Genomic DNA, 15,748 nt, shown 5'->3' with positions numbered 1-15,748 from the left:
CGGCCGGGGCGCTTCGTTGTGTCCGGGGCTTCGCGTGTGCGACGGCGGCAGATTGATCATCGGAGCACTGGCTGGGACCACGGCCACCGGCTCGGTCACCTACGCTGCCTCCCGTGAGCAACCAGGAGCTGCGCCTGTCGGTCGGTGCGTCCCCCGGCCAGCGCACCGTGGCGGTGTTGGTCGGCGTCTTCATCGCCACCGTTGGTGCGGCGTTCGTGGCGCTGCCCCTGATCGCCGACGGGCTGCTGCGCCGGCTGACCGGCCCGGGTGACTCGTTCGCCTCCTATGAGGAGGCCCGTGACCTGCCGCCGGGAATGCTGCCGCCCGCGCTGCGGGACTCCGGCGGCGGTGTTGATCAGACCGGCCCTGGTCCGTTCATTGGGCTGTGCGCGCTGCCATTCGTGCTCTTCGGTGTCTACCTCGTGCTGCGGGTGCTCCGCACGGCCGCATGGCTGGACGGCAGCCGGGCACGGGTGCGAGGTGCGTTCCGTACCCACACGGTCGACCTTGCGACCGCCCGGATCGACGCCGGCGTGGTGTCCTATCGCGAGGCGGGGGACGACTACCCGGCGGGTCGACAGCGGGTGCCGACAATCATCGCGACCGACCAGGAGAGTGCGAGGCGGGTCATCATCCCGCTGCGCGGCATGGGCCTGGCCAGTCTGCCCCCGTCCGAGCTGCGGGCGCTGGCCGAGGCGATCACGACGGGCCGACCAGTCGACGGGCGGGACGGTGACGCGCACACCGTCGCCGCCCAACTGCACCGCCTGGCGGAGCACCCGCTGGGCGGCTGAGCGGGCGGTGCGTGGGGCTGGCGGGGCCGCTGGGGCGAATGGGGCAGATGAGTCGCGCGAAGGCCCTGGACAGGGCGGGCCGGGCAGGCTCACCATCGCGGTATGGGGTAGCAGCGCAGCGCGGGAGGTGCCATGGTCACCGGTCCGGTCCAGCAGCCGTCACTCGTCGCCCGGCCGTCCGCCGCGCACCCGCCCCCGACCAGGCTGCCCGCCAATCCGCACCTGGTCGGGCTGCCCGGTGAGCCGCACCCGGCCGGGCTCGCCGGTGACGTACGTGCGCTCGGCCGGGCCGTCGCCGTCGCCACCACCGAGCCGTGTTGGCGCGAGGAGGTCCTGCTCCGGCTGCGTCCGGTGGGTCAGGGCTTCGCCGAGCACGTCCGGGTCACCGAGGGCCCCGCTGGCCTCTACCGGGAGCTGCTCAGCCAGTCGCCCCGGCTGGACCACGGGGTGCGACTGCTGACCCGCGAGCACGCCGCCATCGTCGCGGCGATCCTGGCGGTTCAGCAGATCGCCGAGCGGCCCGAGGCACACCCCGACGAGCTGCGGCACCGGGCCGGGCACCTGCTGCGGAGGTTGGCCCGGCATCGGCGGCGCGGGGCCGACCTGCTCTGGGAGGCGTACCAGACGGATCTGGGTGGCGAGACCTGAGCCCAGGCCAGGGGAACCGGGGGGTCGACGGCCGCGTCGAACCGTACATGCGTCGTGGACCGGTCCTGCTGCTCGTACTCCCGTTGCTGCTCGTGGCGGGGTGTGCCTCCATCGGCGCTGATCGGGCCAACGGGCCCAGCAATCCGACGGGCCGCACGGAGGCGTTCGACCAGCGGGCGACCGAGGTCGCCGAGGCGTGGCAGCCCGGCCCCGACTGGCGCACGGGGTACGTGCCGCTGGAGGGGCCGACCGTGCTCACCGGGGACCCGGGCTTCACCCCTGACACGGAGGCGGCCTTCCGAGCCGGCTGGTACCGCGCGCAGGTCCCGATCCCGCCCACCCGGGTAGGTGCCGAGATCCGGTTCCCGGACGGTCGGCTGACGCTGCCGTTGGTCAGCGCGGCCGAGGCGTACCGGCAGCTCGACCAGGGTGATCCGCTGCCCTGCCCGGGGCGACCGAAGCGACCCGGCCTGCCGACCCCCGGCGGCCCCACCGTCGAACCTGGACCGGATGGTTGGGCCACCAGCGCGACGCAGACCGCCTGCCTTCCGCTGACCGTCACCGGGGTCAGGCTCGGCACCGTGCCGGTCCGCACGAGCCGGGGTGAGGCTCAGGTTCCGGCCTGGCTGTTCACCATCGAGGAGCTGGCCACCCCGGTGGCCCGGCTCGCCGTCGCGCCGACGGCGGTCACATCGGTTCCCGAGCCCACCGCGCCGTCCCGGCCGATGCCGGACGGGTTGGTGGCCGCCCAGGACCTCGCGGCGGTCGACGGCACCCGGTTGACCGTGCGGCTCGGCGTCGGTGCCTGCGACACCGGGATCATGCCGCTGGTCTGGGAACAGCCGAACGTCGTGGTGGTCGGTGGCAGTGTCACCCGGGCCACCGGCGACTGCATCGACCTGCTCAAGCTGGAGCCGGTCACCGTCACCCTCGCGGCACCGCTGGGCGCCCGGCCGGTCCTGGACGTCTCCAGAGGCGCCCTGCTGTCGATCGCCCCGCGCTGACAGGCCGGGCTCAGAGGATGCCGGGCACGTCGGTGCTGATCGGCACCGGCAACACGGTGGGCCGGTCGGCGTGCAGCCCGCTGGCGAGCGCCACGCCGAGTTGGTCGGGGGTCTCCACCACCTCGGTGGCACAGCCGTAACCGGCCGCTATCGCGATGATGTCCAACCCCGGTAGGTCCAGGCCGGGCACCCCGGGAGTGTCCTTCAGCTCGGCGAACGCCTTGAGGATCGCGTACTGCTGGTTGACCGGAACGACGACCACCACCGGCAGTGACAGGCGCGCGGCGGTCCACAGCGCCTGCACCGAGTAGTGGAATGAGCCGTCGCCGACCACCGCCACCACCGGACGGCCGCGTCCGGTGTCCCGTTCGGCGAGTGCCACCCCGATCGCGGCCGGCAGGCCGTAGCCGAGGCCGCCGCTGGCCATCGTGAAGTACGACGCCGGGCGGTTGATCCGCAGCTGGCGGCGCAGCGCGGACAGATTGGACGGTGACTCCTGGACCAGCACTCCGTCCGTCGGCCAGTGCGCGGCCAGCGCGGCGAACAGGGCGTCGGGGCTCAGCGGGGCGGTGACCTCCGGCGGTGTCAACGCGTCCCGGGGCGCGGGCGGCGGTCGATCGGCCGGCGGTACCCGCTCGACCAGCGCGGCCAGGGTCAGCCCGGGGTCGCCGAGCAGGCTGTCCCCGACCGGGGCACGTGCGGCCTCGTCGGGGTCGTCCGTGACGTGCAGCAGCCGGGTGCCGTCGGGCAGGTGCTCACCCGGCACGTACGGGTAGTAGCGGAACACCGGGGCGCCGATGACCAGCACCGTGTCGTGCCCCCGCAGCGCCTCGGCCAGCGGACCGATCGCGTACGGCAGCACCCCTCTGAAGTGTGGGTGGTCCTCCGGGAACACGGCCCGCTCCGGTGCGGGGGCCGACCAGACCGGTGCGGCCAGTCGCTCGGCCAGCGCGACCGCGGTCGACCAGCTGCCGGAGCGGTCGACCCCCGGCCCGTACACCAGCGCCGGGTTGCGACTGTCGGCCAGGACTCGGGCGAACTCGTCCAACCGCTGCGGGTCCGGTGCGAACCGGGTGGCCACCGAGCGCGGTGCGGGCGGCGAACCGGCGGGCTGGGCCCAGTCGTCCATCGGCAGGGAGAGGAAGACCGGCCCGGCCGGCGGCTGCACCGCCGTCGCGTACGCCCGCAGCACCGCTCCGGGGATGTCCTGCGCCCGGGCTGGCTCGTAGGCCCACTTGACGTACGGCTGCGGAAGCTCGGTGGGCCGCCGGCTGGTCAGCCGGGGTTCGAGCAGCAGCATCTCCCGGGTCTGCTGGCCGGCGGTGACGATCAGCGGGGTCTTGTTGTGCCAGGCGGTGACCAGATTGCCCATGCCGTTGCCGGTGCCCGGGGCGGTGTGCAGGTTGACGTGGGCGGGTGTTCCGCTGGCCTGGGCGTAGCCGTCGGCCATCGCGACCGCCGTCGCCTCGTGCAGCGCGTGGACGTAGTGGAAGTCGGTGGGAAAATCCTGCAGGAACGGCTCCTCGGTGGAGCCGGGGTTGCCGAAGACGGTGGTCATGCCGAGGGTGCGGAGCACGTCGTACGTCGCGTCCCGGACCGTTGCCATCGCCACCCGCCCCCGTGTCGCGGGCAGGGACGATCGCGGTCGCCTTCCCGATCAGCCGAATCTATCGGGATGTGACGGACCTTTCGGGCGTTTCCCGGCCGTCGGTGGCCCGGTTTCGTCGATCACCGCCACGTCCGGCGTCGCTGTCGTCGACCCGCCGTGTCAACTGTCTGATCACCGGCCGGTCAGACCTTAGCCAGCGCCCGGGACGCAGGCTATGGTGCCAGGCATGGCGTTGACGGCGCGGTTGATCCCGGTGCATCCCGCGAATCCAGCGGGTGACGGAGCTCCGGCGCGGGCTCACGGTTGACGGGTGTGTGGGATGCAGGGAGAGGGCCAGGCGATCGGCGGACGAGCGATGGAGTTGATGACCGGGCGGCTGCTGGTCGCGACTCCGGCGCTCAAGGACCCGAACTTCGACCGTACGGTGGTGCTGCTGGTCGCCCACGAGCCGGGCGGCGCGCTCGGCGTGGTGCTGAACCGGGCCACCGAGGTGCCAGTCGCCGACGTGCTCGGGGACTGGAGCGACCTGGCCCGCCACCCGGCGGTGCTCTTCGAGGGCGGCCCGGTGCAGCCCGACTCGGCCATCTGTCTGGCCCGGATGCGGCACCCGATGCGCCGGCTCAAGGGCTTCCACCAGGTCTCCGGAGCGGTCGGCACGATCGATCTCTCGGTCGACCCGGAGCGACTGCGGGAGAGCATCGGCGGCATCCGCGTATTCGCCGGCTACTCCGGCTGGGGCAGCGGCCAACTGGAGCAGGAAATCGCCGACGGCTCCTGGTTCGTGCTGGACGCGCTGCCCGGTGACGCCTTCGTCGACCGGCCCGACGACCTGTGGCCAATGGTGCTGCGCCGGCAGGGCGGGATGATGGCCGCGGTCGCCCACTTCCCGCCGGACGTGGCGCTCAACTGACCCGGCTCGGCGTGGGACCCCGCGAGATGACCATGCCAGCCGGTCTGTGTATAGTTTCCCAGTGCCCGGGAGACCGGGACGACAGCAAGGGGCCGTGGCGCAGCTGGTAGCGCACCACACTGGCAGTGTGGGGGTCAGGGGTTCGAGTCCCCTCGGCTCCACCCTTGTGAAACGCAGGGCAGCGGCCCGGTTGATGATCATCAACCGGGCCGCTGCTTGTCGTTCACCACTCGATCGTTGTTGTAGTGGCCTCGGGCGTCTCGGAGGCCACTACAACAAGGAAACTGCGCGTTCGGATACGCGGAAACGCCCTGACCGGGAGTGACCCGGTCAGGGCGTTTCCGACTGTATGTCTGGTAAGGGCGTGATCAGCCCTGGCGGCTCTTCCACTGCGGGTTCGCGCGGTTCACCACGACCACCCGGCCACGACGGCGGACCACCACCGAACCCGGCTTCTGCTTCAGTGCACGCAACGAGCTACGTACCTTCATGTCTGCCTCCTCGGTTCCAGCGGTTCCGAGTATCGAAACGCTCCGCCCACCCGCCGGATTCCCGCCGGTCGTCGTCGAACCTTTGTCGGCCGCCGGCCGTACCAGTGGGCGGAGGTCATCCTCATGCCCGTACGCCGGCTCCTCGCCACGGTGCTGGTCGCTGCCGCGACCGTGCCGCTGGCTGCCACACCCGCCGCCGCGCACGGCGCCCCGACCGACCCGATCAGCCGGGCGGCGGCCTGCGGGCCAGAGGGCCGGTACGCGGCCACCGCCGCCTGCCGGGCCGCTGTCCAGGCGGGCGCTGCCGTCCGCGAGTGGGACAACGTCCGGGTCGCCGCGATCAACGGGCGGGACCGGGAGCGGATCCCGGACGGCGAGCTGTGCAGCGGCGGGTTGTCCGCGTACCGGGGACTGGACCTGCCCCGGACCGACTGGCCGTCCACCGAGTTGACGACCGGTGCGAAGTTCACCTTCCGGTACCGGACCACCATCGAGCACCGGGGCACCTTCCGGCTCTACGTCACCGGGCCCGACTACGACCCCAAGGCTCCGCTGACGTGGGCTGACCTGGAGACGCGCCCGTTTCTGACGGTGACCGACCCACCGGTGCGGGCCGGGGCGTACCAGCTGGCGGGCCGGCTGCCCGCGGGCCGTGAGGGCCGGCACCTCATCTACACGATCTGGCAGAACTCGAACACGCCGGATACCTACTACTCCTGCTCGGACGTGGTGTTCCGTGGCGCCAAGGCCGCCGCCTCCCCGCCCAGGGCCGCCGCGACGAAGAGCGCTGCGCGTACCGCCGCGAGTGGGCCGGCCACCACCGACCCGGCGGTGGCGGCGGCGGCCGACCCGGGCGTGCCGGTGGCGTCGGTGACCGACCTCGGTGGCCGGTGGCCGGTGCTGGTTGGCGCTGCCACCGTGCTGATCCTGGTGCTGCTGATCGGCGCGAGCCGGCGCCGACGCGGCGCGGTCGCGCCGGTGGGTCGGGAGTGCGGGGTACGCAACCACCGGGCCGGGCGGCGCCGGATCTGGTGACCCGGGCCGCCGACGGCTCGGTGGGGCTCAGCCCAGGTGCCGGTCGATCTCGGCCAACTCCTCGGCGGTGAAGTCGAGGTTGTCCAGCGCGGCGATGTTCGTCTCCAACTGCTCGACGCTGCTCGCCCCGATGATCAGGCTGGTCATCCGTGGGTCGCGCAGCGCCCAGGCCAGCGCGAGCTGGGCCAGCGACTGGCCGCGGCTCTCGGCGACCGCACCGAGCCCGCGGATCGTGGCCATCTTCTCCTCGCTGAGGTCGCTCTCGTTGAGGAATACGCTGGTGCGCACCCGCGAGTCGGCCGGGATGCCGCCCAGGTAGCGGTCGGTCAGCAGGCCCTGGGCCAGCGGGCTGTACGCGATGCAGCCAGCGCCGACCTGCTCCAGCGTGTCGAGCAGGCCGTCGGACTCGGTCCAGCGGTTGAGCATCGAGTACGACGGCTGGTTGATCAGCAGCGGCGTACCCAGCTCGCGCAGGATCGTGGCGGCCCGCGCCGTCTGCTCGGAGTTGTAGTTCGAGATGCCGACGTAGAGCGCCTTGCCGGAGCGGACGATGGCGTCGAGCGCGCCCATCGTCTCCTCCAGCGGGGTGTCCGGGTCGAACCGGTGCGAGTAGAAGATGTCCACGTAGTCCAGCCCCATCCGGCCCAGCGACTGGTCCAGCGACGAGATCAGGTTCTTGCGCGAGCCCCACTCGCCGTACGGGCCGGGCCACATCAGATAGCCGGCCTTGCTGGAGATGACCAGCTCGTCCCGGTACGCCTTCAGGTCGGTGGCGAGCATCCGGCCGAAGTTCTCCTCCGCCGAGCCGGGCGGCGGGCCGTAGTTGTTGGCCAGGTCGAAGTGGGTGACACCCAGGTCGAAGGCGCGCCGGACGATGTCGCGCTGCCGCTCATGGGGGCGGTCCGGGCCGAAGTTGTGCCACAGGCCGAGGGAGACGGCGGGCAGCCGCAGACCACTGCGTCCGCTGCGCCGGTAGGTCATGGTGTCGTAGCGGTCATCCGCGGCGAGGTAAGTCACGATCATGAGCCTAGCTCCGGCCCGGGGTGCCCAGGATCAGGCGTGTGAACCGGACAACGGGGGTAGTTTCGACGCCATGCGCTTCATCCCGCTCGACACGCCCAAGCCACTGTCCAAGATCGGGTTGGGTACCTGGCAGTTCGGCTCCCGCGAGTGGGGCTACGGTCCGGCCTTCGAAGCCCAGGCGACGCAGATCGTCCGGCGGGCCGTGGAGCTGGGCGTGACCGTCTTCGACAGCGCGGAGATCTACGGCTTCGGGCGGAGCGAGCGGATCCTCGGTGCGGCCCTCGGCGACGACCGGCCCAAGGTGGTGATCGCCACCAAGATCTTCCCGATGCTGCCGGTGGCCGCCGTGGTGCAGCAGCGGGCGGTCGCCTCGGCAGCCCGGCTCGGCGTCAGCAGCATCGACCTCTACCAGGTGCACCAGCCCAACCCCCTGGTCGCCGACCACACCACCATGCGCGGCATGCGGGTCCTGCAGGACGTCGGGCTGGTCAGCGAGGTCGGGGTGAGCAACTACGGGCTGCGCCGCTGGCAGGTCGCCGAGGCGGCACTCGGCCGGCGGGTGCTCAGCAACCAGGTCCGCTACAGCATGCTGGACCGCGCGCCCGAGCAGGAGCTGCTGCCGTACGCGCGGGATGCCGGCCGGGTGGTCATCGCGTACAGCCCGCTGGCGCAGGGCTTCCTCTCCGGCCGCTACGACGCGAAGAACCCGCCGACCGGGGCGGTCCGGCGCGCCAACCCGTACTTCCTGCCGGAAAACCTGGAACGTGGCGCGGTTCTGATCGACACGCTGCGCCAGGTCGCCGACGCCCACGACGCCACCCCCAGTCAGATCGCGCTGGCCTACCTGCTGCGCCACCCGAACGTGCTCGCCATCCCCGGCGCATCCAGCGTGGAGCAGATGGAACGCAACGCCGCCGCCGCGGACATCGACCTCGCCGACGATGAGTACGCCGTGCTGGCCGAGGCCGCGAAACGCTTCCGCCCGGTCACCGGACTCGCCGCGATGGTGCGTGCCCGGTTCGCCAGCCAAACGGGAAAGTGAGCACAGTGGACGACATCACCGCACTGATCCTGGACGACCACGCCACCTTCCGGCGCGGCTTCGCCCGCCTCGACGACGCCCGCGACGAGCAGGAGATGCTCGCCATCTGGGACGCCCTCGCCCTGCACCTGGACATCCACGCCGAGGCGGAGGAAGCGATCCTCTACCCGCACCTGGTCAAGCACGGCGACGACGGCGAGGACGAGATCGCCGACGCGATCGGCGACCACAACAAGATCCGGGATGCCATCGCCGAGGCGAAACTGCACTCCGTCGGTTCGGAGCAGTGGTGGGCGGCGGTCGGCACGGCCCGTCGGGAGAACAGCGAGCACCTGGCCGAGGAGGAGGACGAGGCGCTGCCCGACTTCCGCCGGCACGCCAGCACCGAACTCCGCGCCGAGCTGGGCCAGCGCTGGCTGACCTTCTACGGCGAGCACAAGAACGGCCGTAACCTCCCGTTCCGCGACAAGGACCCACAGCAGTACGTCGCCGACCACCGCTGAGATCTCCCCGGCACGGGGGAGTCACGCAGGCTGATCCCGGCAGCAGAATGACGAGGTGACCCTCCGAGCGGCACTGACCCCGCTGGTCGCCGGCACCACCTGGCGACGCGGCGTGTTCCTGCTGCTGGGCGGGGTGCTGGCGCTGCCGTACGGGCTGCTCGCGGTGACCTTCGCCCAACTGCTCGCCGACTCGGAGATCCCCCGCCCGCTGGTGTACGCCCTGCTGGTGATCGCGGTGCTGATCGCCGTGGTGCCGCTGCTGGTGGACGGCAGCCGCGCCCTGGAGATCGCCGCCGTGCGGGCGTTGCTCGGCGTCGACCTGCCCGAGCCCACACCAGGGCATCGCGGCGACCGGGAAACCCGGCTACGCAGCGCGCTCTGGATCGCCACCCACCTCATCATCGGCGCTCTGGTGATGATCGCCCTGGTCACCGCCGTGCCGATGGCGTTGGCCTTCATCGCCCAGCAGTTCGGCATCGGCGCCGAGGTGACCAGCCGGGAACGGTTCGGGCCCTTGCACGGCCGGGACACCGGCTGGCTGACAGTGACCGGGGTGGCCCTGCTGGTCGGCCTCGGCTACGCCGTCGCCGGGCTCGGGGCTCTCGCCGGTTCGATGGCGCCGGTGCTGCTCGGCCCGGCCCCGGCCGAGCGGATCGCCGCCCTGGAGGCGCAGGCCACCCGGCTCGCCGAACGCAACCGGCTGGCCCGGGAGCTGCACGACTCGGTCGGCCACGCGCTGACCGTGGCCACCCTCCAGGCCGGGGCCGCCCGCGAGGTTCTCGACACCGACCCGGAGTTCGTCCGGCGGGCGCTCACCGCCATCGAGGAGACCGGACGGACCGCCATGGACGAGCTGGACCACGTGCTCGGGCTGCTCCGGGAGACCGGCCGCGACCGGCCGGTGGTGGCGCCGCAGCGTACCCTCGCCGACCTGGACCGGTTGGTCACCGACGCCCGCGCGGCCGGGCTGGCGGTGCACGCGCATCGCGTCGGCGACCCGGCGCGGGTGCCCGCGGCGGTCTCCCGGGAGGGCTACCGGATCGTCCAGGAAGGACTGACAAACGCCGCCCGGTACGGCGATGGGCCAATCACGCTGCGGCTGGACCTGCTCCCAGGGGCGCTGGAACTGGAGCTGGTCAACGCGGTGAGCCCACCGGATCGCGCCGACCCGGGCCGGGGCGGCCGGGGCCTGGACGGCATGCGGGAGCGGGTGCTGCTGCTCGGCGGTCGGCTCACCGTGGGCCCGGACGGCGACCGGTGGCTGATCCGGGCCCGCCTGCCGTACGAGGAGACGCGATGACCACCGGCGTGCTCATCGTCGACGACGACGAGTTGATCCGGATCGGGCTGCGGGCCATCATCGACGCCCAACCCGACCTGCGCGTGCTCGCCGAGGCCGCCGACGGCGCCGAGGTGCCGCCGCTGGTCGCCCGGCACCGGCCGGACGTGGTGCTGATGGATGTGCGGATGCCCGGCATCGATGGCATTCAGGCCACCCGGCACCTGCTGACCACCTCCGCCGACCCGCCCCGGGTGCTGGTGGTCACCACGTTCGCCAACGACGAGTACGTCTACGAGGCGCTCCGCGCCGGCGCCTCCGGTTTCCTGCTCAAACGGGCCCGGCCCGCCGAGGTGGTGGAGGCGGTCCGGGTGGTCGCGGCGGGGGAGTCGCTGCTCTTCCCGGCCGCGATCCGTCAGCTGGTCGGGGCGTACGGGCCGGTCGGCGGTGACCGCCTGCGCGCGGCTCGGCTCACCGAGCGGGAGGCCGAGGTGCTGCGGTTGATGACCACCGGCCGTTCCAACCCGGAGATCGCCGCGCACCTGGTGGTCGGGGTGGAGACGGTCAAGACGCACGTTGGCAACGTGCTGGCCAAGCTGGGCGTACGGGACCGTACCCAGGCGGTCATCGCCGCCTACGAGTCGGGCTTCGTCACCCCGTCCGGCTGAGCGCAGCCTCCGTCGTTCTGAGCGGTCCCTCCGTCGGGGGAGCGGGTTCACCGCCACCCGGGAGGATCCCGACCGGCCGTCGGCCAAGGCTGAGAGCATGACGACGATCACTGCCTCCCCACCCCGTCCCGCCTCCCGCTGGCCGGACCGGCTCGCCCCGTTGGCCGCCGGCTGGCTCGCCCTGTGGGGCATGCTCGCCCTGCTCGGCACGCTCACCGGCGCCGGCTACCCGTTCGGCGCGAACGACACCCACGGCGGCGACGTCAACCTGCTGCGCCTCGTACCGGTGGACCTGGCCGCCCCGCTCTTCGCCGGCCTGCTGCTGACCGCTGCGGTGGCCGCACTGGCCATGAGTCGACCGGCGGTACGCCCGCCCGACCCGCTGCGGGCGCTGCTCGCCGGCTACGGCTGGGCGGTGGCGTTCGTGCTCGCCGTGGTCGTACCGGACGCCCGCCTGCTGGTCATCCTCGGCTACCTGCCGATGCTGATCATCGGGGCGCCGTTCGGCTGGCCGCCGGTGGACTATGCCGAGATCTTCAACTGGGCGTTGTTCGCACGGTTCGCCGCGCTGGTCGGCGGGTTACTGCTGGCCGGGGCGGTGCTCGCCTGGCAGCGCCGCACCGCCGTCGCCTGCGTGGGTTGCGGCCGTGGCGACACCGACCGGGCCTGGACCACCCCGGCCGCCGCCGCGCGCTGGGGTCGGTGGGCCGCAGGGATCGCCGCGGCCATTCCGTTGACGTACGCGCTGACCCGGTTCGCCTGGGCCGCCGGCATCCCGCTGGGCATCTCCCGGGAGTTCCTGACCGAGATGCAGGACACCGGGCTGGTCTGGGCCGGGTTCGGGCTGGGCGCGTTCGCCACCGTCGGCGCGATCCTCACCCTCGGGCTGGTCCAGCGCTGGGGCGAGCGGTTCCCGCGCTGGATGGTCGGGCTCGCCGGCCGCCGGGTGCCGGTGAAGCTGGCCGTGGTGCCAGCCACCCTGGTCGCCGTCGCCGTGACCGCGGCCACGTTGGGCCTGCTCAGCAACCCCGAGTTCTGGAAACTGACCGGTGGGTTCAGCCTGACCGGGGCGCCGATGCTGCTCTGGCCGCTGTGGGGCGTGGCGCTCGGCGCCGCCACCTACGCGTACCACCTGCGCCGCCGGGGAACCTGCCGGCGGTGCGGTCGGGGCTGAGGGTGGCAGTGGGGGTGCCCCCTGATGCCCGGGGCACCCCTGCGAAGGTGAGCTAGCGTGGGTCGGGTGACTGCGCCTACCCCGGTAATTCCGGTTCCACCGGCCGACCTGCCCGGCACGCTTGGCGCGCTGCGGGCGGCCGGTCACCAGTACCGCACCGTCAAGCAGGAACTCCGCGACAACCTCCTGGCCCGGATGCGCTCCGGCGAGGCCCGTTTCCCCGGCATCGTCGGCTACGACGACAGCGTGCTGCCCGAGGTCGAGCGGGCCCTGCTCGCCGGGCACGACATGGTGCTGCTCGGTGAGCGCGGCCAGGGCAAGACCCGGCTGATCCGCTCGCTGGGCGCGTTGCTCGACGAGTGGACCCCGGTCATCCCTGGTTCCGTGCTCAACGAGCACCCGATGCACCCACTCACCCCGGCGTCCCGAGCCCAGGTGGCCGAGGCCGGCGACGACCAGCCGGTCGGCTGGCTGCACCGGTCGATGCGCTACGGCGAGAAGCTTGCCACCCCGGACACCAGCGTCGGCGACCTGATCGGTGACGTCGACCCGATCCGGATCGCCCAGGGCCGCACCCTCGGCGACCCGGAGACCATTCACTTCGGGTTGGTGCCCCGCACCAACCGGGGCATCTTCGCCGTCAACGAGCTGCCCGACCTGGCCGAGCGGATCCAGGTGGCCCTGCTCAACGTGCTGGAGGAACGGGACATCCAGGTCCGGGGCTACCAACTGCGGCTGCCACTGGACCTGCTCCTGGTGGCCAGCGCCAACCCGGAGGACTACACGAACCGGGGCCGGATCATCACCCCGCTCAAGGACCGGTTCGGCGCGGAGATCCGTACCCACTACCCAATCGACCTGCAGTTGGAGCTGGCGCTGATCCGGCAGGAGGCCGACCTGGTCGCCGAGGTGCCGGAGCACGTGCTGGAGGTTCTGGCCCGGTTCGCCCGCGCCGTGCGGGAGTCCCCGTCGGTGGACCCGCGCTCCGGTGTCTCCGCCCGGTTCGCCATCGCCGCCGCCGAGACGGTTGCCGGTGCCGCGCTGCGTCGCGCCGGGCTGCTCGCCGCCTCCGACACCCCGGACGGACGGCCGGAGGCCGCGGTGGCCCGGGTCGGTGACGCGGTGTCGGTGACCAGCACCCTGCGCGGCAAGGTGGAGTTCGAGAGCGGCGAGGAGGGACGGGAGATCGAGATCCTCGCCCACCTGCTGCGTACCGCGACCGCGGAGACGTTCCGGGCCCACCTCGCTGGACTGGATCTGTCCGGCTTCACCGGGCTCGTCGAGGAGGGCGCGGCGATCGAGACCGGCGAGCTGGTCGGCGCCGCCGAGCTGCTGCGTCAGGTGGGCACCGTGCCCGGGTTGGCGAAGGTCCTCGATCGGCTCGGCCTGGGCGACGCGCCCACCCCGGAGGAAGCGGCGGCCGCCGTCGAGTTCGTGCTGGAAGGGTTGTACCTGACCCGTCGGCTCGGCAAGGACGTCACCGACTCGGGGCGCACCGTCTACGGCGGCCGGGGCTGACCGTGGCCGGCAACCGGTTCCGGTACGGGCAGTGGCGCGGCGGGCCCGACCCGCTCGCGCCCCCGTACGACGTGCAAGAGGCGGTGGACGCGGTCGGCGCCGAGGTGCTGGCCGGCGGCAGCCTGCGGGAGGCGCTGCGCGACCTGCTGCGCCGTGGGCCGCAGGGGCGGGGTGGGCTGGACGACCTGGCCGCCCGGGCTCGGCGGCTGCGCCGGGAGGCGCTTCGTCGTGGCGACCTGGACGGCGCGGTGACCAGGGCTCAGGCCCTGCTCGACCAGGCGCTTGCGGCCGAGCGGGACGAGCTGCGCGGTCGTGCTGACGACGACGCGCGGTTCGCCGAGTCGGTGCTGGACAACCTGCCCCGGTCCACCGCGCGGGCGGTGGAGGAACTGGCCGGCTACGAGTGGGCCAGCGACGACGCCCGCCGGTCGTACCAGCAGATCCTCGACCAGCTCCGCGACGACGTGCTCGGCCAACGGTTCGCCGGGCTGCGCGACGCCGTGCGCGCATCCGCCGACCCGGCCGCCCAGCAGCGGCTCGCCGAGATGATGCGGGACCTGAACGACCTGCTGGCACGGCACGGCCGCGCCGAGGACACCACCGACGCGTTCGCCGAGTTCATGCGCAGGCACGGCGACTTCTTCCCCGAGCGGCCGGAGACCGTCGACGAGCTGATCGACGTGCTGGCCCGGCGTTCGGCAGCCGGTGAGCGGCTGATGAACTCGCTCTCCGACCGGCAGCGCGCCGAGTTGGCCGGTCTGATGCAGCAGTCGCTCGGTGACCGCCTCGCGGGGGAGTTGTCCACGCTCGACGCGAACCTGCGGGCACTTCGACCGGATCTGCGGTGGGGGCGCGGCGAGCGGGTCCGGGGCGACCAGCCGCTGGACTACGCCGACGCGGCCGGTGCGCTGGGTGAGATCGGCGAGCTGGACGACCTCCTGGACCAGCTCGACCAGGAACACCCGGGGGCGACCCTGGACGACGTGGACGTCGACGCGGTGGCCCGGACGCTGGGCCGGGACGCGGCCGACGACGTTCGCCGGCTGCGTGATCTGGAGCGGGAGCTGCGCCGGCAGGGTTGGGTGAGCCGGGACGCGGACGGGCTCACGCTGAGCCCGAAGGCACTGCGCCGGCTCGGCGGAACCGCCCTTCGACGGGTCTTCGCCGACCTGACCGCCGGGCCGCGCGGGCAGCACGACCTGCGCTCCGCGGGGGCCGCCGGCGAGGTCAGCGGCGCGTCCAGACCCTGGGAGTACGGCGACGAGCAGCCGTTGGACGTGGTCCGGACGCTGACCCGGGCCGTCAGCCGGGCCGGGTCGGGCGTGCCGGTACAACTCGTGGTGGACGACTTCGAGGTGGTGGAGACCGAGAAGCGGTCCTCGGCGGCCGTGGTGCTCTGCGTCGACCTGTCGTACTCGATGATCTCCCAGGGCCGCTGGGGGCCGATGAAGCAGACGGCCCTGGCGCTGGCGCACCTCATGGAGACGCGCTTTCCGCAGGACGCCCTGCAGATCGTGGGCTTCGGTCGAGAGGCGATGACGCTCACCCAGCAGGAGTTGGCGGCCGTTGAGCCGGACATGGAGCAGGGCACCAACCTCCAGCACGCGCTGCGGTTGGCAGGTCGGCACCTGCGCCGGCACCCGGATGCCGAGCCGGTGGTGCTGGTGGTCACCGACGGGGAGCCGACCGCCCATCTGGATCCGGACGACGGGGAGGCGCTGTTCCACTGGCCGCCGCTGCCGGAGACGATCGAGGCGACGGTCCGCGAGGTGGACCGGCTCAGCCGCTACGGCGCCACGCTCAACCTGTTCATGCTCGGCGACGACCCCGGTCTGCGCCGCTTCGTCGACGCGGTGGCCCGCCGCAGCCGAGGCCGCATGTTCACCCCGGATACGGACGACCTGGGCGAGTACGTCGTGTCCGACTACCTCCGAGCCCGCCAGTCCCGCCGCTAACCCACCCCCACTCCCCACCCCCGCCCCCGCCCCCGCCGCCCGCCGCAAGATCGTGCTACATCCTGGTTGCAGTGGCATCAGAAGGGCTGCGAGGC

15 protein-coding genes and 1 tRNA gene are annotated in these 15,748 nt (G+C 72.7%); 13 read left to right on the top strand and 3 right to left on the bottom strand.

Features of this window, described 5'->3' with window-relative positions:
- Positions 1 to 113 precede the first annotated feature (113 nt).
- The 3 genes from ABZT18_RS06715 (at position 114) to ABZT18_RS06705 (ending at position 2,446) form a co-directional block, all read left to right on the top strand.
- The gene (locus ABZT18_RS06715; protein WP_354995630.1) at positions 114 to 794 is read left to right on the top strand and encodes a hypothetical protein; all 681 of its coding nucleotides are present in this window, start codon (positions 114 to 116) and stop codon (positions 792 to 794) included.
- A 132-nt stretch (positions 795 to 926) separates the two neighbouring features.
- Positions 927 to 1,442: a hypothetical protein gene (locus ABZT18_RS06710; RefSeq protein ID WP_354995629.1), complete on the top strand. Its 516-nt coding sequence runs from the start codon at positions 927 to 929 to the stop codon at positions 1,440 to 1,442.
- 47 nt (positions 1,443 to 1,489) lie between these two features.
- Positions 1,490 to 2,446 carry a hypothetical protein gene (locus ABZT18_RS06705; protein WP_354995628.1) on the top strand — a complete coding sequence of 319 codons (957 nt, stop codon included), beginning with the start codon at positions 1,490 to 1,492 and terminating at the stop codon, positions 2,444 to 2,446.
- Between the two features lie 10 nt (positions 2,447 to 2,456).
- Here ABZT18_RS06705 and mdlC read toward each other — a convergent pair whose 3' ends face one another.
- Positions 2,457 to 4,052 carry a benzoylformate decarboxylase gene (gene mdlC, locus ABZT18_RS06700; protein ID WP_354995627.1) on the bottom strand — a complete coding sequence of 532 codons (1,596 nt, stop codon included), beginning with the start codon at positions 4,050 to 4,052 and terminating at the stop codon, positions 2,457 to 2,459.
- 322 nt (positions 4,053 to 4,374) lie between these two features.
- Between mdlC and ABZT18_RS06695 the strand changes: the two genes are divergently transcribed.
- Both ABZT18_RS06695 and ABZT18_RS06690 read left to right on the top strand, forming a co-directional pair.
- On the top strand, positions 4,375 to 4,965 hold the full coding sequence (locus ABZT18_RS06695) for a YqgE/AlgH family protein (RefSeq protein WP_354995626.1): 591 nt from the start codon (positions 4,375 to 4,377) through the stop codon (positions 4,963 to 4,965).
- Positions 4,966 to 5,053: 88 nt separating this feature from the next.
- Positions 5,054 to 5,126: transfer RNA gene (locus tag ABZT18_RS06690), tRNA-Ala, on the top strand.
- A gap of 207 nt (positions 5,127 to 5,333) precedes the next feature.
- On the opposite strand, the gene ABZT18_RS06685 is transcribed toward ABZT18_RS06690, so the two are convergent.
- Positions 5,334 to 5,456 carry a 50S ribosomal protein L36 gene (locus ABZT18_RS06685; protein WP_030490864.1) on the bottom strand — a complete coding sequence of 41 codons (123 nt, stop codon included), beginning with the start codon at positions 5,454 to 5,456 and terminating at the stop codon, positions 5,334 to 5,336.
- 123 nt (positions 5,457 to 5,579) lie between these two features.
- Between ABZT18_RS06685 and ABZT18_RS06680 the strand changes: the two genes are divergently transcribed.
- The gene (locus tag ABZT18_RS06680) at positions 5,580 to 6,491 is read left to right on the top strand and encodes a lytic polysaccharide monooxygenase (RefSeq protein WP_354995625.1); all 912 of its coding nucleotides are present in this window, start codon (positions 5,580 to 5,582) and stop codon (positions 6,489 to 6,491) included.
- A 27-nt stretch (positions 6,492 to 6,518) separates the two neighbouring features.
- Here the strand turns inward: ABZT18_RS06680 and mgrA are convergent, their stop codons facing one another.
- Complete coding sequence (gene mgrA, locus ABZT18_RS06675; protein ID WP_354995624.1) at positions 6,519 to 7,514, bottom strand: L-glyceraldehyde 3-phosphate reductase; 996 nt, start codon at positions 7,512 to 7,514, stop codon at positions 6,519 to 6,521.
- On the opposite strand from mgrA, the gene ABZT18_RS06670 reads away from it, so the two are divergent.
- From ABZT18_RS06670 to ABZT18_RS06640, 7 genes are all read left to right on the top strand, one after another.
- The gene (locus ABZT18_RS06670; RefSeq protein WP_354995623.1) at positions 7,513 to 8,556 is read left to right on the top strand and encodes an aldo/keto reductase; all 1,044 of its coding nucleotides are present in this window, start codon (positions 7,513 to 7,515) and stop codon (positions 8,554 to 8,556) included. The two genes, mgrA and ABZT18_RS06670, sit on opposite strands and share 2 nt — an antisense overlap.
- A 5-nt stretch (positions 8,557 to 8,561) precedes the next feature.
- A complete protein-coding gene (locus ABZT18_RS06665) occupies positions 8,562 to 9,059 on the top strand; it encodes a hemerythrin domain-containing protein (RefSeq protein WP_354995622.1) in 498 nt (165 codons plus the stop codon).
- Positions 9,060 to 9,114: 55 nt separating this feature from the next.
- Positions 9,115 to 10,359, top strand: a complete 1,245-nt coding sequence (locus ABZT18_RS06660) for a histidine kinase (protein ID WP_354995621.1) — start codon at positions 9,115 to 9,117, stop codon at positions 10,357 to 10,359.
- Positions 10,356 to 11,006 carry a response regulator transcription factor gene (locus ABZT18_RS06655; protein ID WP_354995620.1) on the top strand — a complete coding sequence of 217 codons (651 nt, stop codon included), beginning with the start codon at positions 10,356 to 10,358 and terminating at the stop codon, positions 11,004 to 11,006. Before ABZT18_RS06660 ends, ABZT18_RS06655 begins: the two co-directional genes overlap by 4 nt.
- A 97-nt stretch (positions 11,007 to 11,103) precedes the next feature.
- A complete protein-coding gene (locus tag ABZT18_RS06650) occupies positions 11,104 to 12,180 on the top strand; it encodes a hypothetical protein (RefSeq protein WP_354995619.1) in 1,077 nt (358 codons plus the stop codon).
- Positions 12,181 to 12,237: 57 nt separating this feature from the next.
- Positions 12,238 to 13,698 (top strand): sigma 54-interacting transcriptional regulator, encoded by a 1,461-nt coding sequence (locus ABZT18_RS06645; protein WP_354995618.1) that lies wholly within the window; start codon positions 12,238 to 12,240, stop codon positions 13,696 to 13,698.
- A 2-nt stretch (positions 13,699 to 13,700) separates the two neighbouring features.
- Positions 13,701 to 15,653, top strand: a complete 1,953-nt coding sequence (locus ABZT18_RS06640) for a VWA domain-containing protein (RefSeq protein ID WP_354995617.1) — start codon at positions 13,701 to 13,703, stop codon at positions 15,651 to 15,653.
- The last annotated feature ends 95 nt before the right edge of the window (positions 15,654 to 15,748 follow it).

It is taken from the genome of Micromonospora sp. NPDC005291, from assembly GCF_040607415.1.
In the GTDB taxonomy this organism is placed as follows: Bacteria; Actinomycetota; Actinomycetes; order Mycobacteriales; family Micromonosporaceae; genus Micromonospora.
This window is presented reverse-complemented; position numbering and strand designations above follow the sequence as displayed.